Origin of the sequence: Burkholderia sp. Ac-20353, from assembly GCF_017104785.1 — a bacterium.
Taxonomy (GTDB): domain Bacteria; phylum Pseudomonadota; class Gammaproteobacteria; order Burkholderiales; family Burkholderiaceae; genus Burkholderia.
Window position 1 is genome coordinate 1 of sequence record NZ_JAAGPL010000155.1, and the last position, 20,090, is coordinate 20,090.

Consider the following 20,090-nt stretch of genomic DNA (forward strand, 5'->3'; position numbering starts at 1 on the left):
TGTCGCGGCGCGAGCCGTTGCGCGCGACCGGCGTCGTGCGCGCGATCACCGACGGCGAGTACGTGATCACCGGGCCGACCTATACGGGGCAGCGCGCGTACATGGGCCGCGCGGCGGTGCTCGATCTTGGCGCGGCGACGCTCGTCGTCACCGAACGCACGCAGGAGCCGTGGGATCTCGGCGTGTTCGAGAGCGTCGGCGTCGATCCGCGCCGCGCGCGGTTCCTGCTGTTGAAGTCGCGGATGTATTGCCGTCCGGTGTTCGTGCCGATCGCGGCGGCGCTCGTCGAATGCGACAGCCGGGGCGTGACGAGTTCCGACTACGCGCTGTTTCGCTACGAGCGGCTCGCGCGGCCTGTGTATCCGCTCGATCCGGTGGAGGCGTGGGAGAGCGCGGCGCGCCGCGTCGCGTGACGCGGCGGTATGCCGCGGCGTCAGGACGCCTTGTCCACCGCCGCCGCATAGCGCTCGCCGCTGCCCACGTCGTCGCCCGACGCCAGCGCCTCCAGCGCGAGCCCCTTCGTCTCGATCCCGAGCGTCCACACCGCGAGCGCCGCCGCCGCGAACGACAGCGCGCCGAGCGTGAACACGCCGCCCTGCCCGAACACCGGCAGCACGACGCCGACCACGTACGGCCCGATCAGCGACCCGACGCGCCCGATCGCCGACGCGAACCCGGACCCCGTCGCGCGCGCGCCGGTGCCGTACAGCTCCGGCGTGTACGTATACAGCGCGGCCCACATCCCGAACAGGAAGAACTGCATCGCGAGGCCCGTGCCGATCAGCAGCGTCATGCTGCCGCCGTACAGCGCGCTCTGTCCGTACGCATACGCCATCGCGCCGCCGCCGAGCAGCGACGCGATGCAGGTCGGCTTGCGGCCCCAGTGCTCGACGAGCCAGGCCGCGCAAAGGAAGCCCGGCACGCCGCCGAGCGAGATCAGCACCGTATAGAACACCGATTTCGTGACTTCGAAGCCGGCCTGCTGCAGCAGCGCGCCGAGCCATGACGTGAGCCCGTAGAAGCCGAGCAGCGCGAAGAACCACAGCAGCCACACCATCGTCGTGCGGCGGCGGTACGCGCCGCTCCAGATCTCGCGCAGCGCGCCGTGGCCGCGCCGGGCCGGTGCTTCCGCGATACGCGCGGGCGGCGGCAGCGTTGCGACGCGGGCCGAGCGCATCACTTTTGCCTCGATGTCGTGCATCACCGCGTCGGCGTCGCCGAGCCGGCCCGCGTGCTCGAGCCAGCGCGGCGATTCGGGCACGATGCGGCGCACGATCAGCACGAACACGGCCGGAATCGCGAGCAGCGCGAACACGGTGCGCCAGCCGAACTGCGGCAGCACGAAGTACGACACGACGCCCGCGGTGATGAAGCCGAGCGGCCAGAAGCCGTCCATCAGCGCAATCAGGCGGCCGCGGTTCGCGGTCGGCACGAACTCGGACAGCAGCGTCTGCGCGACCGGAAACTCCATGCCCATGCCGATGCCGAGCAGCACGCGATAGACGATCAGCGCGTCGACGCTCTGCGCGGTCGAGCACAGGTACGACGCGGCGCCCCACAGCACCATGCTCCACTGGAACACGGGCCGGCGGCCGAAGCGGTCCGCGAGCAGGCCCGCGACGGCCGCGCCGAGCACCATCCCGAAGAAGCTCGCGCTCGCGACGAGGCCGGCCGCCGCGGTCGACAGCCCGAACTCCTTGCGGATCGAGCCGAGCACGAAGGTCATCGTGCCGAGATCGACCGAATCGAAGAAGAACGCGATCGCGATGATGAAGAAGATCAGCTTGTGATACCCGGAAAACGGCAGGCGTTCGAGCCGGGCGGCGGCGCTGGCGCGCGCGGGGGAGGCGGTGACGGTGGCGGCGGGCATGGCGTCCTCTGACTCTGAAAGAAAAGGAGCCTCGAAGCGACTGGCTTCAAGGCTCCGAGCTTTCAGTAGACGCGACCACAAAAGGCCGCATCGGAGGAAAAGCGCCGCCGGCTTGCACAAATGCGCCATCGCCTTGGCATCGCCCCGCCGCCGCCGTCAGTTCTTCAACCGGTACCCCGTGCGGAAAATCCACGCGACGATCGCGAGCAGCACGATCAGGAACAGCGAGGTCGCGGCGAGGCTGATGCCGACGTGCACGTCCGCGAGCCCGTAGAACGACCAGCGGAAGCCGCTGATCAGGTAGACGATCGGATTGAACAGCGTGACGATGCGCCATACGGGCGGCAGCATGTCGACCGAATAGAAGCTGCCGCCGAGGAACGTCAGCGGCGTGATGATCAACAGCGGCACGAGCTGCAGCTTCTCGAAGCTATCGGCCCAGATGCCGATCACGAAGCCGAACAGGCTGAACGTGATCGACGTCAGCACGAGGAACAGCACCATCCAGAACGGATGCAGGATGTGCAGCGGCACGAACAGCCCGGCGGTGCCGAGGATGATGAGGCCGAGCAGCATCGATTTTGACGCGGCCGCGCCGACATAGGCGACCACGACCTCCCAGTACGACACGGGCGCCGACAGGATCTCGTAGATCGTGCCGGTAAAGCGCGGGAAGTAGATGCCGAACGACGCGTTCGAGATGCTCTGCGACAGCAGCGACAGCATCACGAGGCCCGGCACGATGAACGACCCGTAGCCGATCCCGTTCACGTCGCTGATCCGCGAGCCGATCGCGGAGCCGAACACGACGAAATAGAGCGACGTCGAGATCACCGGCGCGATGATGCTCTGCATCAGCGTGCGCCGCGTGCGGGCCATTTCTGCGCGGTAGATCGCGCGGATCGCATGGAAATTCATGTGCGTTACGCCTCTCGTGCGCCGTTGCGGCGGTTGTCGATCAGACTGACGAAGATGTCCTCGAGCGAACTCTGCGTCGTGTGCAGGTCGCGAAAGCCGATGTCGGCCGCGCCCAGCGCATTGATCAGCGTCGCGATGCTCGCGTCGTCGCGATGCGAGTCGTACGTGTAGACGAGCGCGCTGCCGGCATCCGCGAGCTCGAGCCCGAACGGCGCGAGCGCGGGCGGCACCGCCGCGAGCGACTGATCGAGCTGCACGGTGAGCTGCTTCTTGCCGAGCTTGCGCATCAGCTCGCGCTTCTCCTCGACGAGCACGAGCTCGCCGCCGAGGATGATGCCGATCCGGTCGGCCATTTCCTCCGCTTCCTCGATGTAGTGCGTGGTCAGCACGATCGTCACGCCGCTTTCACGCAGCGAATCGACGAGCTTCCACATGTCGCGGCGCAGCTCGACGTCGACGCCGGCTGTCGGTTCGTCGAGGAACAGGATGCGCGGCTCGTGCGACAGCGCCTTCGCGATCATCACGCGGCGCTTCATGCCGCCCGACAGCGTCATCAGCTTGTTGTCGCGCTTGTCCCACAGCGACAGCGCCTTCAGCGTCTTCTCGATGTGCGCGGGGTTCGGCGCCTTGCCGAACAGGCCGCGGCTGAACGACACGGTCGCCCACACCGTCTCGAACGCGTCGGTGGTCAGCTCCTGCGGCACGAGGCCGATCATCTCGCGGGCCGCGCGGTACGCGTCGCGGATATCGTGGCCGCCGACCGTCACGCGGCCTTCGGTCGGCGTGACGATTCCGCAGATCGAGCCGATCAGCGTCGTCTTGCCGGCGCCGTTCGGACCCAGCAGCGCGAAGATCTCGCCGGGCCGGATCTCGAGGTTCACGTGTTTCAGCGCCTGGAAACCGGACGCGTAAGTCTTGGACAGGTCGGTGACGGAGAGGATAGGTTGCATGCTCACGGATCGCGGAAATGCCGTGGAATCGCGGGACCGCCATCTTAGCAACCGTCAGATCGAAATGCATGAACGTGGAAAGGCGGCGCCGCGGGCACGCGCGATTCGATGCGATTTCCGCGGGATTGGCTCGATTGGCGTCGAATTGTTCGTCATCGGCAAATAATTTGAGCCGATTTCGGTGAATTCGCCGGCGCGTGTCGGGCTGTCAGGCCCGGCTGCCGTCTGGCATCAACCCGGCAGCACCCCGGCCTCAACTCGGCAGCGGCCCGGCACGCTGACGATTGCCGACGTGTGACACACGGCGTCGACCGTGTCAGCGCGGCGATTTTATTTGTCTGATTTATTGCGCCGAAGGCTGTTTGAAAAATTGTCAAAACCGGTGTGCGCGCTGGAATCCCGCCGGCTCGGCCGTTTGGAACTCTGTATCCATTTACTTGTGTCATTCGTCAGATCATAGTCTTTCGAAACGACGCGTCACGATAACGATTCACGCGTACGTACGGAGACCAAGATGAAACGTACCGCCGAGGGCCAGTTGCACTGCCGTTTCCGATTCATCCATCGCATGCGGGCGCGACGCGAGTCGCACGCCCGTCCTGCCGCCTAGCCGCTTAACCGCGGTTTCTCGTTCCGCTTCGATTGTCCGAAGGCGCCGTGCCGCACGACGGCGCCTCGGGAAACGCGCACGCTCGCGTCGCCGTCGTGCACCGCCGGATCGTCCGTCGCGGTGTCGCGATGCGGTCCGCGTGGCGGGCGGCTCCGTGCGCCGCACCTTCGCATCACGCGGCGAGATACCAACCGGCGGGCCATGCAGCCCGTCCGGACGAGACCTGATGTTCGAAAAATGGAGGGGTTGATGTCTTGCATTCCTGATTGGCGCGCGACCGTCCTGTCGTGCGCGGTGCTGGCCATGCCGTTCTTCGCGGGGTGCGGCGGCGGCGCCGACGATCCCGGCCCGATCAACGTGCCGCAGTGCGCGGGCAACACCTGCGGGCCGAGCGGCCCGTCCACGACGCCGCCTGCGGTGACGAAACTGTGTCCGGACGCGCTCGACTATACGACGACCTATACGGGCGGCTCGGGCAGCGGCGAATACGTGAAGGTGCGGTTCGACACGACGAAGCTCACCTACCAGATGCAGTTCATCGAATCGTCGGTGCCGACCGTGGCTGGACAGGTCAACAACACGCGCCGCGGCCTGACGATCAACGGCGCGTTCCATCATCCGACCGACCTGCCGACCGCCGAGCAGAACCGCTGCGCATTCGTGCTCGACAGCGGCGCGACGAGCGACGGCGCGTATGCGGTGACGATCAACCGCGCCGATCCGCCGAAGCTGTTCGTCGGCAACGGCGTCGTCGGCGGCGGGATTCCGGGCGCGACGATCGCGTTCGCGGGCATGCAGGTGGCCCCGGGTGTCGTGTTCGGCGTCGTGCCGTCGCGCACCTTCGACTTCTATCCGTTCATCGGCTTCACCGACACCGAAACCGATTTCTCGAAGGTTGCGGGCAACTACAACGAACTCGGCATCCATTTGTCGCCCGTCGGCGGCCTCGCGCAGAGCATGAACGGGGCGGTCGGCTGGGAGCCGGACGTGGTCAACTGGAACCAGACGTTCAATGCGGACGGCTCGTGCACGATTACGCCGGGCAGCGACTACTCGTGCCAGACCACCGGGTCGCCGTGGACGCTGCGCAAGAACGCGGATGGATCGGCCGACAACGTGTTCGTGAGCAACGCGGTGCTGAACCAGGCCGCCGGTGTGATCGCGTATCCGGTGGCGGCGCAGGCGCCGGGCATCGTGCTCCCGACCACGCCGAGCCAGGCGAAGGGCATCATGATCGTCGGCAAGCTGAACGGCGTGCGGGTGCCGATCGTGATTCGCGTCGGCTACACGTACGTCGATCCGAGCAATTTGTTCGCATCGGTCGCCGATGCCGAAGTCGGGATCTCGATGCTGTCGCCGACCACCGCGATCGCGGCGAATTCGCTGAAAGGCGGCTTCATCGGCGCGACGAGCGCGTCCGCGTGCGGCATCGTCACGTTCGACGACACTGCGGGAGTGATCCCGAATTCCCCGGACTTCAACCACAACGTGCCGCACCCGGATCTGCCCGGCACGTTCGACGGCACCTTCTTCAGGGCGAAGGCCGGGAGCTGCAACGATGGCACCGCGGTGTCGACGCAAGCCGCGAACTACACGTCGACGCTGTTCCAGGGCGACACCGCGGCATTCATCGATCCGCTGACGTCGCGGGTGACCTCGAACTTCGCGCTCGACTACACGCAGGCCACGCCCGGCAAGATCAAGGTCACGGCCAGCAACGACTTCAACGCGCTGGGCGCCGCAGGCAAGACGGCGATCTTCAGCAAGGGCGATACGGGCTGGATCGTGATGGACGGCAACGTCTACGCGATGGTCGTCAACAACAGCAAGGTCAACCCGTTCTTCACGATCGGCGCGTTCGTCCAGTAACGGCTCACCGAACATGTTGCACCGGCGGCGCACGCGTCGCCGCCGGAGAATCGACATCAAAGAGGATTCCTATGGATTTTAAGCATTGGATGGCCGCGGCGGCGTTCGCACCCGTGCTCGCCGCTTGCGGCGGCGACGGTGACCCGCCGCCCGCACAGGTGGTCCGGCTGTGCCCGCAGACCATCGACTACAACACGGTGTTCGTCGGCGGATCGGGGTCGGGCGAGCTCGTGAAGGTGCAGCTCGACACGACGCAGATGACGTACCGGATCACCTACCTGGCCTCGCCCGTGCCGGTTACGACCGGCACCGTGCAGCCGACGCGCGACGCGGCGCCCGCCAATGTCGTGAACGGCACGCTGACCGACGAAACGGGCCTGCCGACGGTGAAGCTCAACCAGTGCACGTTCCGGATGCAGAACGCGAGCCTCGACCCGACCCGGCCCGCGCGCCTGTTCCTCGGCGAAGGCGTGCTGGGCGGTTCGATTCCGGGCTCGACGATCCAGTTCGACGGCGTGATCGGCGTCGGCAAGATCCCGAAGACGACGTACCCGTACTACCCGTTCATCAGCTTCTCGTCGCTGGAGACCGATCTGTCGAAGATTGCCGGAACCTACAACCAGCTCGGCTATCACCAGGTGCCGTCGCAGGGTTTCGCGCCGGTGGGGATCGATGCGCAGGTGTCGATCCACAGCGACGGCAGCTACGTGGAGACCGACAACTTCGGCAAGAAGAACGGCGGGCAGCCGCTCGCGTCGGGCGCGATCGTCAACCAGGCGTTCACGCTGCGCGCGGACGCGCCGGTGTTCCAGTCGCTCAACTACCAGCCGCAGATTCCGGCGACGCTGGCGGCGGTCGATCCGTCGAAGGCCGGCAAGGGGATCCTGATCGTCGGCAAGCTGCGCAGCCAGCTCGTGCCGATCTTCATCCGCACGGGGGCCGCGAACGCCGCCCTGCCCCAGGGCACACCGAGCGCGGACGACGAATCGGGCATCTCGATGCTGAGCCCGCAGGCAGCGATCGCGCAGGGGTCGCAGAACGGCGAGTACACGGGCGTCGACAGCGCGCTCGGCTACCGCGCGACGGCGCTCATGGGCACGCAGGCGACGCTGCTCGATCCGTTCGACGCGTCGCAGGCCGCGCTGACGCGCGCGCTGAACCTCGACTACACGCAGAAGGTGCCGGGCGTCGTCACGACGGTACACGCGAATGCGGCGTCGGGGCCGGCGACCGGCAAGTTCGTGTTCTCGGGCGGCGTGTTCGGCTTCCTCGACATGAGCGATACGAGCAATCCGTATTTCACCGTGGGCGCGTTCGTGCAATAGGCGATCCGCGAATGCGTGACCAGCGGCGCCGCGCGGCGGACAGCGCGCGGCGCCCGAACAGAATCGAGGAGACACGATGAAAAAGCTGATTGCCGCAGGCGTCGTGGCAGGCGTATCGACGCTCGCGTCGGCTCAGCAGGCGGGCGACAACGTCGCGACGCTGGGCTGGCTGCACATCATGCCGCAGGATTCGACCAACGGGCTGACGACGAATCTCACGGGCATGCCGATCAACGGGCCGCTGCGGCTGCCCGGTTCGTTTACGTCGCCGGGCACGAGCCTGACGGTCAACAACGCCGATACGGTCGGCCTCACGCTGACGCACTTCTTCACGGACCACATCGCGGTCACGTCGGTGCTCGGGGTTCCGCCCGAGTTCACGCTGACGGGCCACGGGGTGATCAGGCCGTTCGGCCCGGCCGGCTCGCTCGGCAACGTCGACATGGACAAGGCGTCGAACCAGCCGGCCGTGAAGAACGCGCGGCAGTGGAGCCCGACGATCATTCTGCAGTACTACTTCAATACGCCGACGGCGAGATTCCGGCCGTTCGTCGGGATCGGCGTGGCCTACAGCTGGTTCAGCAACATCGAGCTGAACGGCAACTTCGCGAAGGACATCAACGAGAACCTCGGCAGCGTGCTGGCGGCCGGCGCCGGCAAGCCGGGGCCGACGTCGGTCGAGGGCAAGGCGTCGTCGTCGTTCACGCCGGTCTACAACGTCGGTGCGAGCTACGCGTTTGACAAGCACTGGGGGGTGACGGCGACGCTCACGTACATGCCGCTCAAGACGTATTCGTCGCTCGTGATCAAGGCCGCCGACGGCTCGGTGCTCGGGACCACGCGCACGCGGCTGAAGGCCGATCCGTTGATCACGTTCGTCGGGATTTCCTACAAGTTCTGAGGTTCCGAGCCGCGTGCGCCGCATTGGCGCCGCGGCTTCCTGCGACCGGCCGGGCCGTTCGGTCCGTGAAGTCGCGTTCCCGGCGGCTTGCCGCCATTCGTCAAGTGAGGGCAGTTCAGATGAGCCATCGTCAAATCGCATCGCTTGTTGCCGCACTCGCCATCTCCGCCGCGTCGGCCGTGCCCGCGTTCGCGGTCACCGTCACACGCGCCGACGGCCAGCCGATGAATCCGAACGGCGAGCCGTTTTCCGCGTCGGGCATCACGACCCTCAGCAAGGGGGCGATCAGCGCGAATTGCACGGCCACCTTCAACGGCACGATCACGTCGACCGGCATTCTCAACATCACATCGACGCAGTTCACGGGCGGCGGCACCTGCGGGCTGATCGCCGGCAGCGCGAGCAGCACGGCGCCGTGGACCGGCCAGGCCGACAGCGCGACGCAGCTGGCGATCAACAACGTGAAGGTGACGGTGTCGCTGCTCGGCACCTGCGGCCCGAGCAAGGTGGTGACGGCATGGAGCGAGGTGAACTCGTCGCTGACGTTCAACGGGGCCGTGCTGACGCCTGACTGCAAGGTGAGCGGCACGGTCGTGACTTCGCCGAAATTCCACGTGCAGTAAACGCGGTGGGCCGGGGGCGGCAGCGCGACCTGTGCGTATGGCCGCCTTCCGGTTCGCGCCGATTTTTACGGATGACCCATGCTCACTCACGAAGCGCAGTGTGGTGCCGCGCGCGATGCGACGCCCGACCGGTTACGCACGGCCGCGTGGCTGCAATACCTGATGGACCGGCGGGAAGGGGCCGCTGCCACCGCCGCTGCGGATCCCGACGTGCGGATTGCCGCAGTGGCCCATGCGATGCTCGCGCGGCTCGCCGGCGGCCCGCGCGATGACGCAGACCTCGACGCGTGCCTGCTCGCGCCGTGGCTGACGGCGCTCGCCGGCGGCGTGGAACGCTGGCTGCCGGACGCGCCCGATGCGTGCGTGCGCGTGCCGAATGCGCGCGAGCTCGCGCAGGCCGAACGCTATTTCCCGGGATCGCGGGCCGTGTTCGAGTCCGCGCATGGCGTGATCGAGGCCGGCATGTTCGACGATCCGGGTGTCGGCTGGGCGGCGCTCGGGCGGATCGCGGCGGGCGTCGATCGTGCCGCTTGCCGGCCGAGCGAGCCGGGCATCGACCGTGCCGCATGCGGGCCGGGAGAGACGGGCGGGCCGTGCGGGTTGGCATCGGCGGACCTCGTTACGTCGCCGCCCGGCGAGCGGATCGATGCCGTCGTCACGCGCATCCTGCAGCCGCGGGACGACGTGCGCCACCTCGACGAAATGACGGCCCTCGCGGAATTCAGCGCGGCGCTCGCGATCCGGCCTGACGTCGTGCCGCTGTCCGCATACGGCGGCGCACACAACGGCATCGCGCTGGCGATCCGCCGCGACCGGCCCGATCTCGCGACCGCGGACGGCCTGCTTGCGGCGCTGTCCGTGTGCCGGCTCGACCAGCTCGTCGGGGCGGGGAGTTTCTGGGCCTACTACCTGCTGGCGGGAATCGTGATCGCCGCGCCGGACGTCGTGCGCGACATCGGCGGCCGCTTCAGCGGCGGCATCTGGTGGACGTGGCTCGAATCCCGGCTCGCGTGGCCGGCACGCAGCAACTTCGGGCGCAGGGAAGATGCCGCGTTCGAGCGTCTGCGCGACGCGATGAGCTTCACGTCGCGCCACAACCCGATCGTGCGCGCAAAGCGCACGCGGCCGCAGGCCGCGACGCCGGCCCCGTTCGGCGGCCGCCGGAGAAAGACGGGGTGACGCGCGGCCGGGCGCGCGAATCTGGAAGTGCGCGTCATTTGATGGATTGACGACGGGCAGCGCGCGCGCCGGTGAGACCGTCTCCGGCGCCCGCGCCGCGTGCCGATTGCCGCTCGCGGTGAGGTACGGTACGTCATGCCGTATATTTGCAATATTCGGCATGGCAGGAAGCAGCGATACGCTTGTCTGCTCCGGGGTTTTCGCGCTGCGAAAATCGAACCGGCGTCGAGCCAGCCGCTACCGCAACCGCATTCCGCTCACGCAAATCAAAACGGTCAATCCGATGTCAAAGCAACGCAAGAGAATTCTCCTTCTGAGCGTCAGCGCAGGAGCCGGTCATACCCGCGCAGCCGAAGCGATCCGCGCGTTCGCGGACAGTCATCCCGCGGGAATCGAGGCCACGCACCTGGACGTGATGGATTTCGTGTCCGCCGGCTTCCGCAAGCTGTACACGGACCTCTACATCAAGCTCGTCAGCAGCCAGCCGGCGCTGTGGGGCTACCTGTACCAGAAGACCGACGAGGTGCTGCCCAGCGCACCGTCGCAGAAGATCCGGCGCGCGATCGAGCGCCTCAATTGCCGGCAGCTGCTCGCGGAGATCGAGCGGCAGCGTCCGGACGCGATCATCTGCACGCACTTTCTGCCGGCGGAGCTGCTGTCGCGCGAGATCCGCAAGGGGCGCGTCGACGCGCCGGTGTGGGTGCAGGTGACCGACTTCGACCTGCACAGCATGTGGGTCGTGCCCAACATGCGCGGCTACTTCGCGGCCAACGACGAGATCGCGTGGCGCATGCACGCGCGCGGGATGGCGCCCGACACCGTGCACGTCAGCGGCATCCCGATCATGCCGGCGTTCGGTCAGCCGCTCGATCGCGCCGCGTGCGCGGCCGAGTTCGGCCTGGACCCCGAGCGTCCGACCTACCTGATGATGTCCGGCGGCGCAGGCCTCGGCGGGCTCGACGTGCTGGCGACGCGTCTGCTCGAGATGGACGCCGACTTCCAGCTGATCGCGCTGGCGGGCAGGAACGAGGCGATGCTTGCGTCGTTGCAGGCGCTCGCCGCGCAACATCCGGGGCGACTCTTTCCGCAGGGCTTTACGCAACAGGTCGAGCGCCTGATGGCCTGCGCGGACCTCGTGATCACGAAGCCGGGCGGCCTGACGACCTCCGAATGTCTGGCGATGCAGTTGCCGATGATCGTCAACTCGCCGATTCCGGGCCAGGAAGAGCGCAATGCGGATTTCCTGCTCGAACAGGGCGTGGCGCTGAAGGCCATCGACGACGATGCGCTCGTCTATCGGATCCGCGCGTTGCTGCAGGCGCCCGAGCGTCTTGACGACATGCGCCGCCGTCTCGCGCCGCTCGGGCGTCCGCATGCCGGACGCTTCGTGCTCGATCGCGTGCTGGGCCTGGAGCCCGCCGCATGAGCGTGTGCCGCTTTCTGCCGGCGCGCCGTACGCTTTTTGTCGTCGCCTGGGTGATCCTGCTGGGCTTCTTTTTCGCCAATGTCGAGATTCAGATCGAAGGCAGCGCGGGCTGGGCCGCCAGCCTGCCGACCTGGCGTATCCAGAAGCACTGGCTGCTCGACCTGTTCTGGGGCGGGCGTCCGATGACCGGATACCACGCGTGGGTGTTCCCGTTCGTCGCGCTGTTCTTCCACCTGCCGCCCGTCTTCAGCGGGCAGTGGTCGTGGCGCATCGAAGCCCGCCTCATCGCGTGCATCATGCTGTTCTGGCTGACCGAGGATTTTCTGTGGTTCGTGCTGAACCCGGCCTATGGTCTCGCGCGGTTCAACCCGGCCAACGTGCCGTGGCATATCCACTGGCTGGGCGTTGCGCCGACCGACTACTGGACCATGAGCGCCGCTGCGATCGTCCTGTTCTTCCTTTCCCGCGAGCGGGAGCAAACCCACACTTGAATCGCCATGAAAATCGCCGTCATTGCCGTGATCGCCGTCACGCTCGCCGGGCTAGTGCAGCCGGCCGGCGCGCAGCCGGATCCCGCTGCCTCCGCCCGACCGCTTCAATGGGCGCAAAGCGTTGCCGATGCGCGCGTGAACAACCTGCATCGGATCACGCCGTCGCTGTATCGCAGTGCGCAGCTATCGAAAGAGGATGTGCCGCAATTGCAGAAGCTCGGCATTCGCAAGGTCATCAGCTTCCGTGCGTTCCACTCGGACGACAGCATCCTGGCCGGCTCGCAGATCACGATGCAGCGCATTCCGATCAACACCTGGTACATCCGCGACGAAGACATGGTCACGGCGCTCAAGGCGCTGCGTAACGCGGACCGCGATGGCCCGGTGCTGATCCACTGCCAGCACGGAGCGGATCGCACGGGCCTCGTGTCGGCGCTGTATCGGGTCGTGTATCAGGGGTGGACCAAGGAACAGGCGCTCGATGAACTGCAGCACGGCGGCTACGGGTTTCATTCGATCTGGCAGAACATTACGTATTACTTAACGCACGTCGACATCGAGCGTCTGCGGAAGCAGGTCGACGAATAAGCCGGATACAAACGAAAACGCCGCTGACAGCGACTGTCAGCGGCGTTGCGTACAGCGAAGGGCGGGCAGGGCACCCGCGCCGTCAGACCCGAAGTCAGGCCCGCAGTCAGGCAGTCTCCGGCTGACGCGCAGCCTTCGCGACATTCCGCGCCAGCGCACCATTCGCGACGAAATACGGCACGTCCACGCGCGCGAGCGCCTGCCGGCCGCGGATCTTGTCCGCGATCTTCTCGGCGATCATGATCGTCGGCGCATTGAGGTTGCCGGTCGTGATGATCGGCATGATCGACGCATCGACGACGCGCAGGCCTTCAAGCCCGTGCACGCGGCCTTCGCTGTCGACTACCGCCATGTCGTCGTAACCCATCTTGCACGAGCACGACGGATGGAACGCGGTTTCCGCACGTGCACGCACGAACGCGTCGAGTTCCTTGTCGGTCTTGCACTCGGCACCCGGATTCAGCTCGCGGCCGCGATAGCGGTCGAGCGCGGGCTGCCGCATGATCTCGCGGGTCGCGCGGATCGCGTCGCGGAACTCGCGCCAGTCGAGCGCCTCGGCCATGTAGTTGAACAGGATGCTCGGATGCTGGTTCGGATCGCGCGAGCGCAGCTTCACGCGGCCGCGGCTCGGCGAGCGCATCGAGCCGACGTGTGCCTGGAAGCCGTGCATCTCGATCGCGTTCGAGCCGTTGTAATTGATCGCGACCGGCAGGAAGTGATACTGGATGTTCGGCCACAGATCGTCGTCGCGCGTGCGGATGAAGCCGCCCGCCTCGAAGTGGTTGCTCGCGCCGAGGCCCGTGCCGTTCAGCATCCATTCGAGGCCGATCTTCGGCTGGTTCCACCACTTGAGCGCCGGGTACAGCGACACGGGTTCCTTGCACTCGTACTGGATGTACATCTCCAGATGGTCCTGCAGGTTCTGGCCGACGCCGGGCAGGTCGAGCACGACGGGAATGTCGAGCGCCTTCAGCCACGCGCCGGGGCCGACCCCTGAACGCTGCAGCAACTGCGGCGATGCGATCGCGCCGCTGCACACGAGCACTTCGCGGCGCGCATGCGCGGTTGCGCGCTCGCTGCCGCGCAGGTACGTGACGCCCGACGCACGCTTGCCGTCGAACAGGATGCGGTCGGCGAGCGCATGCGTGACGATCTCGAGGTTAGGCCGTGCACGCGCCTGGTCGAGATAGCCGCGCGCGGTGCTCGCACGTCGGCCGCGCGGCGTGACCGTGCGATCCATCGGGCCGAAGCCTTCCTGCTGATAGCCGTTCAGGTCGTCGGTGCGCGGGTAGCCGGCCTGCACGCCGGCGTCGACCATCGCCTCGAACAGCGGGTTCGCGCCCGGCTTGCTGGTCGTGACCGACACGGGGCCGTCGCCGCCGTGATAGTCGTTCGGGCCGACGTCGCGGGTCTCCGCCTTCCTGAAATACGGCAGGCAGTCGAGATACGTCCAGTTGTCGAGGCCCTTTTGCGTCGCCCAGTTGTCGTAGTCGAGCGCGTTGCCGCGGATGTAGCACATCCCGTTGATCAGCGACGAGCCGCCGAGCCCCTTGCCGCGCCCGCACTCCATCCGGCGGTTGTCCATGTGCGGCTCGGGGTCGGTTTCGTATGCCCAGTTGTAGCGGCGGCCCTGCAGCGGATAGGCGAGTGCCGCCGGCATCTGCGTGCGGAAGTCGAAGCGGTAGTCGGGGCCGCCCGCTTCGAGCAGCAGCACCGTGACGTCCGGATCTTCCGTCAGGCGCGTCGCGAGCACGTTGCCCGCGGAGCCTGCGCCGCAGATGATGTAGTCGTATTCGCGTGTCGTCATGACGGTTGATCTCCTATAAGACTTAAAACACAGGGTTGTAGCGGCCGAGCTCGACCTGCACCGACTTGATCCGAGTGTAGTGCTCGAGCGTCGTGATGCCGTTCTCCCGTCCGACACCGGATTGCTTGTAACCGCCAACCGGCATCTCGGCCGGCGATTCGCCCCACGTGTTGATCCAGCAGATGCCGGCTTCGAGGCGGTGGATCGCGCGGTGCGCGCGCGACAGGTTCTCGGTGACGACGCCGGCCGCGAGCCCGTAGTGCGTGTCGTTCGCGCGGGCGATCACTTCGTCCTCCGATTCGAATTCGAGGATGCTCATCACGGGCCCGAAGATTTCCTCGCGGACGATCTTCATGTCGTCGCGGCAGTCGCCGAACACGGTCGGCGCCACGTACTGGCCGTTCGCGAAGTGGCCGTCGGTCAGGCGCGTGCCGCCCGCGAGCAGCTTCGCGCCTTCGGCCTTGCCGCTGTCGATGAAGCCGAGCACCTTGTCGAGCTGCGCGGCCGATACGAGCGGGCCGAAGTTGGTGTCCGCATCGGTCGGCTTGCCGACGCGGATGCGCTTCACGCGCTCGAGCACGCGCTGCGTGAACGCGTCCTTGATCGAGCGGTGCACGAACACGCGCGTGCCGTTCGTGCAGACCTGGCCCGAGCTGAAGAAGTTGGCGGTTACCGCGATATCGGCGGCGCGATCGAGGTCCGCATCGTCGAACACGATCAGCGGCGATTTGCCGCCGAGTTCCATCGTTACTTCCTTCAGCGACGACGCGCCCGCAAGCGACATCACCTTCTTGCCCGTTTCGACGCCGCCGGTGAACGACACCTTCGCGATGTCCGGATGGCCCGACAGCAGCGCGCCGACCGAGCCGTCGCCCTGCACGACGTTGAACACGCCGGCCGGCACGCCGGCTTCCGTGTAGATCTCCGCGAGCTTCAGCGCCGTCAGCGGCGTGACTTCGCTCGGCTTGAACACCATCGCGTTGCCGGCCGCGAGCGCGGGGGCCGTCTTCCAGCACGCGATCTGGATCGGGTAGTTCCATGCGCCGATGCCCGCGCACACGCCGAGCGGTTCGCGGCGCGTATAGACGAACGACTCGGCGCGCAGCGGCACCTGCAGCCCTTCGATCGCGGTCGCGAGGCCCGCGTAGTACTCGATCACGTCCGCGCCGGTGACGATGTCGACCGCGAGCGTCTCGCCGATCGGCTTGCCGGTGTCGCGCGTTTCCAGCGCCGCGAGTTCGTCGTTGCGCTCGCGCAGCAGCTCGACCGCGCGGCGCAGGATGCGCGAGCGCTGCATCGAAGTCATCGCCGCCCATTCGCGCTGGCCTTCGCGTGCGGACGCGACCGCGCGGTCGACGTCGGCGGCGCTCGCCTGCTGCACCTGTGCGAGCAGTTCGCTGGTGGCCGGATCAAAGGTGTCGAAAGTCTTGCCGCTGGTGGCGTCGACATAGCCGCCGCCGATGTAGAGGCGCTGCAAACCGTATACGGACATGAAGATCTCCTGGGTGGCGACCAAGTGCCGCGTCACGCCGACGCGAGCAGCAGATCGATGTAATCGTGGGCGAGCCGCAACGCGGCCCGGGTGTCGAACGGGCCGCCGGCCAGCGCGCCGCGCAGCCACAGGCCGTCGATCAGTGCGGCGAGGCCGCTCGCCGCTTCGCGCGCTTTCGCGCGCGGCAACGCCTTCGCGAACTCGGCGCACAGGTTCGAATAGAGGCGCCGCGTGTTCACGTGCTGCAGGCGCCGCAGCGTCGGCTCGTGCATGCTCTGCGACCAGAACGCGAGCCACGTCTTCATCACCGGCGCACTGATCTGCGATTCGTCGAAGTTCGCGGCGACGATCGCGCGCAACCGGGCGCGCGGATCCTTGCGCGCAGCGACGCGGCGGCGCGTGGTGGCCGACCACAGATCGCGCAGCACGTGCCGCATCGTCGCTTCGAGCAGGCCGTCCTTGTCGCCGAAGTAGTGGCTGACGATGCCCGTCGAGATGTTCGCGCGCTGCGCGACAGACGCGAGCGTCGTGCCGGGCAGGCCCGCTTCGTCGATCGAACGCAGCGTCGCGTCGATCAACTGCGCGCGGCGGACTTCCCGCATTCCGACTTTCGGCATCGCGACTCCCTGTGCCCGGACGGCTGATGGATGGAAGTCGAGAGCTTAGCGGTTTTTTATTGATCGTTCAATCAACAAAAAACCGGGGTCGGACGGCAGATGGGGCGACCGGGCGGGCGGAAACGATGCGAAGCAGGGTGGTCGTCCGGCTGCGCGAGCACCGATGGCGACCCGCGAATCGCGTGATGTGCGGATGCGGAAAACAGAACTGAAAGAAGGTCAAATAAACTGGAATTTGTTTAAAACGAATTCAAGAGTGATCGACGTAATCAACGGGTGGCTGCCGATTTTAAATATCTTTCCGGATGAAAGGATGTGGAGATGTTTGATTTTCGCTGCGTTGCAAGAAAAACAGATGCATCCGGATGCCGGAGATGATGTGACATATGTGAACTTCCGGAGCGATTTAAACGCTTCAGGTTGTTGATTTGTATGGATTTATGATTGGAATCAATATGCGTCGTGCCAATCGTCGCAAACGATTGCTGCGGGAGCAAAACGAATTCCGCCTACCATAAAAAATGCTGAAAAAATTTGAATCCGGCGTAATTCCGGCTCGAGTAGAGGGGATCTTTGGGACGGCTTGAGTGATGAATATTCGTCGTATTAGTATTGCGCCGCACTACGAGGAATCAATCGACGCCCGTGCAGCGCCACCAACGTGAGCCGACGCCGAAACGCCGCATCCACCGCGAGAACGACATGCTGACCGAAAAACACGTGGTCCCGCTGCCGAATGGTCTGAAGGTTTACGTCGAACGGAACGTGTTCGACCCGGCGTTCGACACGGCGATTCTCGTCAATGGCGCGCTCGCGACGACCGCGTCGTTCGGGCAGACCGTCCAGTATCTCGGCGACCGGCTGAACTCGATCTGCTTCGACCTGCCGTACGCCGGGCAGTCGCGCCACCACAACCCGGGTTGCGCGGTGCTGACGAAGGACGACGAGGTCGCAATCCTGCAGCATCTCGCCGAGCGGTTCGCGCCCGAATATCTCGTGTCGGTGTCGTGGGGTGGCGTCGCGTCGCTGTTCGCGCTCGCGCGCGGCTGCCCGAGCGTGCGGCGCGCGGCGATCTGCTCGTTCTCGCCGTTCCTCAACGACGCGATGGTCGACTACGTGACCCGCGCACGCGACCACATCGCCGCCGGCGAGAACCTGAAGGCCGCGCAATTGCTCAACGACACCGTCGGCCGCTACCTGCCGCGCATCATGAAGCTGTACAACTACCGCTACCTGACGCGCCTGCCGCGCGACGAGCAGGACCAGGTCGCGTTCCACGTCGACCAGATCCTGTCGCTGCAGCCCGAGCGCTATCTCAGCGAGTTCTCGAACATCCGCTGCGAACTCAAGTTCATCAACGGCGCGCTCGACGAATACACGACGCCGGCCGACGTGCGCAAGCTTGCCGCGCACGTGCCGCGCGCGCAGTTCGCGACGATTCCCGCGGCCGGGCATTTCCTCGACATCGAAGGCCGCGCGCAGCGTGACTGCACGCGCAACGAGCTGCTCGGCTTCTTCTGCGAGCCCGCGCCGGTCGCCGCCGGCGCGCCGCTTGGCATCGTGCCGGCCTGCCTGTCGGTGCCGATCCCTGCACCGATCCCGGCACAGATCCCCGCGCTGTCGTCGTGACGCCGCGCGGCCGCCGCGTCGCGCATCCGATTTCCATACCACCCGAGGCAGGCCAGCCGTGAATATCGTTCAGAGCATCGCCATCGTCGTTCCGTGGGCCGCGTGGCTCGCGTACTGGATCGCCACGTCGCAGCGCGCGAAGGCGACCGTGCGCAAGGAGGCGTCGCGCTCGCGCACGCTGCAGTCGATTCCGCTGATCGTCGGCGGCGCGCTGATCATCCTGCCCGATCCGACGTGGCAGGCGCTCACGCCCGCGTGGCACGCGTTCGGCCTGCAGGCGCAAGGCGGGCTCGCGGTGCTCGTCGCGGGCCTGCTGTTCTCCGTGTGGGCGCGGCTGCACCTCGGCACGAACTGGAGCGTGTCGGTCACGCTGAAGGAAAACCACGAGCTCGTCCGCAGCGGCCCGTATGCGCTCGTTCGGCATCCGATCTATACGGGCTGCCTGCTCGCGCTCGCCGGCGCCGCGCTGATCGGCGGCGAATGGCGCGGCGTGCTCGGCGTGCTGCTCGTGTTCGCGTCGCTCGCGTACAAGGTGCGCGTCGAGGAGAGCTGGCTGACCGGTTATTTCGGTCCGGCGTACACGCAGTACCGCCGCGAAGTGGCGGCGCTGATCCCCGGTTTCTACTGATTCCCGCGAGGCGTGCGATGGCGAAAGTGATCGTGACCGCGATCGGTTCGGCGGGCGACGTGCATCCGCTGCTCGGCGTCGCGCGCACGCTCGCCGCGCGCGGCCATACGATCGTGTTCTGCACGCACCCGCCGTTCGAGGCGGCCGTGCGCCGCTGCGGCTTTTCGTTCGTGCCGGTCGGCACCGCCGCCGAATACGACACGGCGATGGCGAACCCCGCGCTCTGGCATCCGCGCACGTCGTTCCGCACGCTGTGGCAGGTGATCGCGCCGGTGCTGCGGCCGCATTACGATGTGCTGCGCGCGCTGACCGACCGCGACACGGTGCTCGTCGGCACACTGTGGGCGTTTTCCGCGCGCTTCATGCAGGAGCTGCACGGCACGCCGTACGTGTCGGTGCAGGTGTCGCCGTCGACGCTGCTGTCCGCGCATGCGCCGCCGACGCACAAGCGGCTGACGATTCCCGCGCGTTGGCCGCTGCCGGTCAAGTCGGTGCTGATGACGCTGATCGAGCGTCACGTGCTCGACCGCACATGCGGACCCGCGCTGAACTCGGTGCGGGCCGATCTCGGGCTGCCGCCCGCGCAGCGCGTGCTCGGCCGCTGGCTGCATTCGACCGACGGGGTGCTGTGCCTGTTTCCGGACTGGTTCGCGCCGCCTCAGCCGGACTGGCCCGCGCAGCATCTGCAAAGCGGCTTTCCGTTGTTCAACGACGTCGGGGAACACGCGGACGATGCGGCGCTCGACGCGTTTCTCGCAGCCGGCGAGCCGCCGGTCGTGTTCACGGCCGGTTCGACGCTCGTCGATCACGCGGCGTATGCGCGCGCGGTCGCGCAGGCGCTGCACGCGACTGGCGCGCGCGGGATTTTGCTGACGCCCGCCGACGTGGCGCCGGACCCCGGCCGCCTGCCTGGGCGACTGCTCGTGCGCCGCTTTGTGCCGATGCGCACATTGCTGCCGCGCTGCCGCGCGCTCGTGCATCACGGCGGCATCGGCACGGCGGCGCTCGCATGCGAGGCCGGCATTCCGCAGGTCGTCACGCCGTTCGCACACGACCAGTTCGACAACGCGCAGCGCGTCGCGGCAAGCGGCTGCGGTGTGCGCATCGACGGTCCGGTCGACGGTGCACGCCTCGGCGTGGCATTGCAACGCGTGCTCGACGAGCCAA

The 20,090-nt window shown here is 66.9% G+C and carries 20 protein-coding genes; 14 read left to right on the forward strand and 6 right to left on the reverse strand.

Annotated elements, in window-relative coordinates; genetic code table 11:
• Window positions 1-413: MlrC C-terminal domain-containing protein (locus tag G3N94_RS30265; protein ID WP_205796642.1), on the forward strand; the 413-nt coding region annotated here is incomplete at its 5' end.
• A gap of 20 nt (window positions 414-433) precedes the next feature.
• On the opposite strand, the gene G3N94_RS30270 is transcribed toward G3N94_RS30265, so the two are convergent.
• The 3 genes from G3N94_RS30270 to G3N94_RS30280 all read right to left on the reverse strand — a co-directional run bounded on the left by G3N94_RS30270 (window position 434) and on the right by G3N94_RS30280 (window position 3,738).
• On the reverse strand, window positions 434-1,870 hold the full coding sequence (locus G3N94_RS30270; RefSeq protein WP_205796644.1) for an MFS transporter: 1,437 nt from the start codon (window positions 1,868-1,870) through the stop codon (window positions 434-436).
• A 156-nt stretch (window positions 1,871-2,026) separates the two neighbouring features.
• A complete protein-coding gene (locus G3N94_RS30275) occupies window positions 2,027-2,788 on the reverse strand; it encodes an ABC transporter permease (protein WP_205796646.1) in 762 nt (253 codons plus the stop codon).
• A 5-nt stretch (window positions 2,789-2,793) separates the two neighbouring features.
• Window positions 2,794-3,738, reverse strand: a complete 945-nt coding sequence (locus G3N94_RS30280) for an ABC transporter ATP-binding protein (RefSeq protein ID WP_205796648.1) — start codon at window positions 3,736-3,738, stop codon at window positions 2,794-2,796.
• On the opposite strand from G3N94_RS30280, the gene G3N94_RS30285 reads away from it, so the two are divergent.
• The 9 genes from G3N94_RS30285 to G3N94_RS30325 all read left to right on the forward strand — a co-directional run bounded on the left by G3N94_RS30285 (window position 3,737) and on the right by G3N94_RS30325 (window position 12,750).
• Window positions 3,737-3,904 carry a hypothetical protein gene (locus G3N94_RS30285; RefSeq protein ID WP_205796650.1) on the forward strand — a complete coding sequence of 56 codons (168 nt, stop codon included), beginning with the start codon at window positions 3,737-3,739 and terminating at the stop codon, window positions 3,902-3,904. The genes G3N94_RS30280 and G3N94_RS30285 overlap by 2 nt on opposite strands.
• Window positions 3,905-4,597: 693 nt before the next feature.
• Window positions 4,598-6,217 (forward strand): DUF2957 domain-containing protein, encoded by a 1,620-nt coding sequence (locus G3N94_RS30290; RefSeq protein ID WP_205796652.1) that lies wholly within the window; start codon window positions 4,598-4,600, stop codon window positions 6,215-6,217.
• Window positions 6,218-6,288: 71 nt separating this feature from the next.
• Window positions 6,289-7,542 (forward strand): DUF2957 domain-containing protein, encoded by a 1,254-nt coding sequence (locus G3N94_RS30295; RefSeq protein WP_205796654.1) that lies wholly within the window; start codon window positions 6,289-6,291, stop codon window positions 7,540-7,542.
• Window positions 7,543-7,618: 76 nt separating this feature from the next.
• Window positions 7,619-8,443 (forward strand): OmpW family outer membrane protein, encoded by an 825-nt coding sequence (locus G3N94_RS30300; RefSeq protein WP_205796656.1) that lies wholly within the window; start codon window positions 7,619-7,621, stop codon window positions 8,441-8,443.
• A 119-nt stretch (window positions 8,444-8,562) separates the two neighbouring features.
• Window positions 8,563-9,066, forward strand: a complete 504-nt coding sequence (locus tag G3N94_RS30305; protein ID WP_205796658.1) for an activator protein — start codon at window positions 8,563-8,565, stop codon at window positions 9,064-9,066.
• 78 nt (window positions 9,067-9,144) lie between these two features.
• Window positions 9,145-10,245: a hypothetical protein gene (locus tag G3N94_RS30310; RefSeq protein ID WP_205796659.1), complete on the forward strand. Its 1,101-nt coding sequence runs from the start codon at window positions 9,145-9,147 to the stop codon at window positions 10,243-10,245.
• A gap of 283 nt (window positions 10,246-10,528) precedes the next feature.
• Window positions 10,529-11,671 (forward strand): glycosyltransferase, encoded by a 1,143-nt coding sequence (locus G3N94_RS30315; protein WP_205796661.1) that lies wholly within the window; start codon window positions 10,529-10,531, stop codon window positions 11,669-11,671.
• Window positions 11,668-12,162: a hypothetical protein gene (locus tag G3N94_RS30320; RefSeq protein ID WP_205796663.1), complete on the forward strand. Its 495-nt coding sequence runs from the start codon at window positions 11,668-11,670 to the stop codon at window positions 12,160-12,162. Before G3N94_RS30315 ends, G3N94_RS30320 begins: the two co-directional genes overlap by 4 nt.
• Before the next feature lie 6 nt (window positions 12,163-12,168).
• Window positions 12,169-12,750 (forward strand): dual specificity protein phosphatase family protein, encoded by a 582-nt coding sequence (locus G3N94_RS30325; protein ID WP_205796665.1) that lies wholly within the window; start codon window positions 12,169-12,171, stop codon window positions 12,748-12,750.
• Window positions 12,751-12,856: 106 nt separating this feature from the next.
• Here the strand turns inward: G3N94_RS30325 and betA are convergent, their stop codons facing one another.
• From betA to betI, 3 genes are read right to left on the reverse strand one after another with little or no spacing between them, the layout of a single operon-like run.
• Window positions 12,857-14,557: a choline dehydrogenase gene (gene betA / locus G3N94_RS30330; protein WP_205796682.1), complete on the reverse strand. Its 1,701-nt coding sequence runs from the start codon at window positions 14,555-14,557 to the stop codon at window positions 12,857-12,859.
• Window positions 14,558-14,579: 22 nt separating this feature from the next.
• Window positions 14,580-16,049: a betaine-aldehyde dehydrogenase gene (gene betB, locus G3N94_RS30335; protein WP_205796685.1), complete on the reverse strand. Its 1,470-nt coding sequence runs from the start codon at window positions 16,047-16,049 to the stop codon at window positions 14,580-14,582.
• Window positions 16,050-16,081: 32 nt separating this feature from the next.
• Complete coding sequence (betI, locus tag G3N94_RS30340; RefSeq protein WP_205796688.1) at window positions 16,082-16,666, reverse strand: transcriptional regulator BetI; 585 nt, start codon at window positions 16,664-16,666, stop codon at window positions 16,082-16,084.
• Window positions 16,667-16,829: 163 nt separating this feature from the next.
• On the opposite strand from betI, the gene G3N94_RS30345 reads away from it, so the two are divergent.
• The 4 genes from G3N94_RS30345 to G3N94_RS30360 all read left to right on the forward strand — a co-directional run.
• Entirely contained in the window at window positions 16,830-17,093 is a 264-nt protein-coding gene (locus tag G3N94_RS30345; protein ID WP_205796690.1) for a hypothetical protein, read from the forward strand.
• 275 nt (window positions 17,094-17,368) lie between these two features.
• On the forward strand, window positions 17,369-18,295 hold the full coding sequence (locus G3N94_RS30350) for an alpha/beta hydrolase (protein WP_205796691.1): 927 nt from the start codon (window positions 17,369-17,371) through the stop codon (window positions 18,293-18,295).
• Window positions 18,296-18,353: 58 nt separating this feature from the next.
• Window positions 18,354-18,923: an isoprenylcysteine carboxylmethyltransferase family protein gene (locus G3N94_RS30355; RefSeq protein ID WP_205796693.1), complete on the forward strand. Its 570-nt coding sequence runs from the start codon at window positions 18,354-18,356 to the stop codon at window positions 18,921-18,923.
• A gap of 17 nt (window positions 18,924-18,940) precedes the next feature.
• On the forward strand, window positions 18,941-20,090 hold a 1,150-nt coding region (locus G3N94_RS30360; RefSeq protein WP_205796695.1), incomplete at its 3' end, for a nucleotide disphospho-sugar-binding domain-containing protein.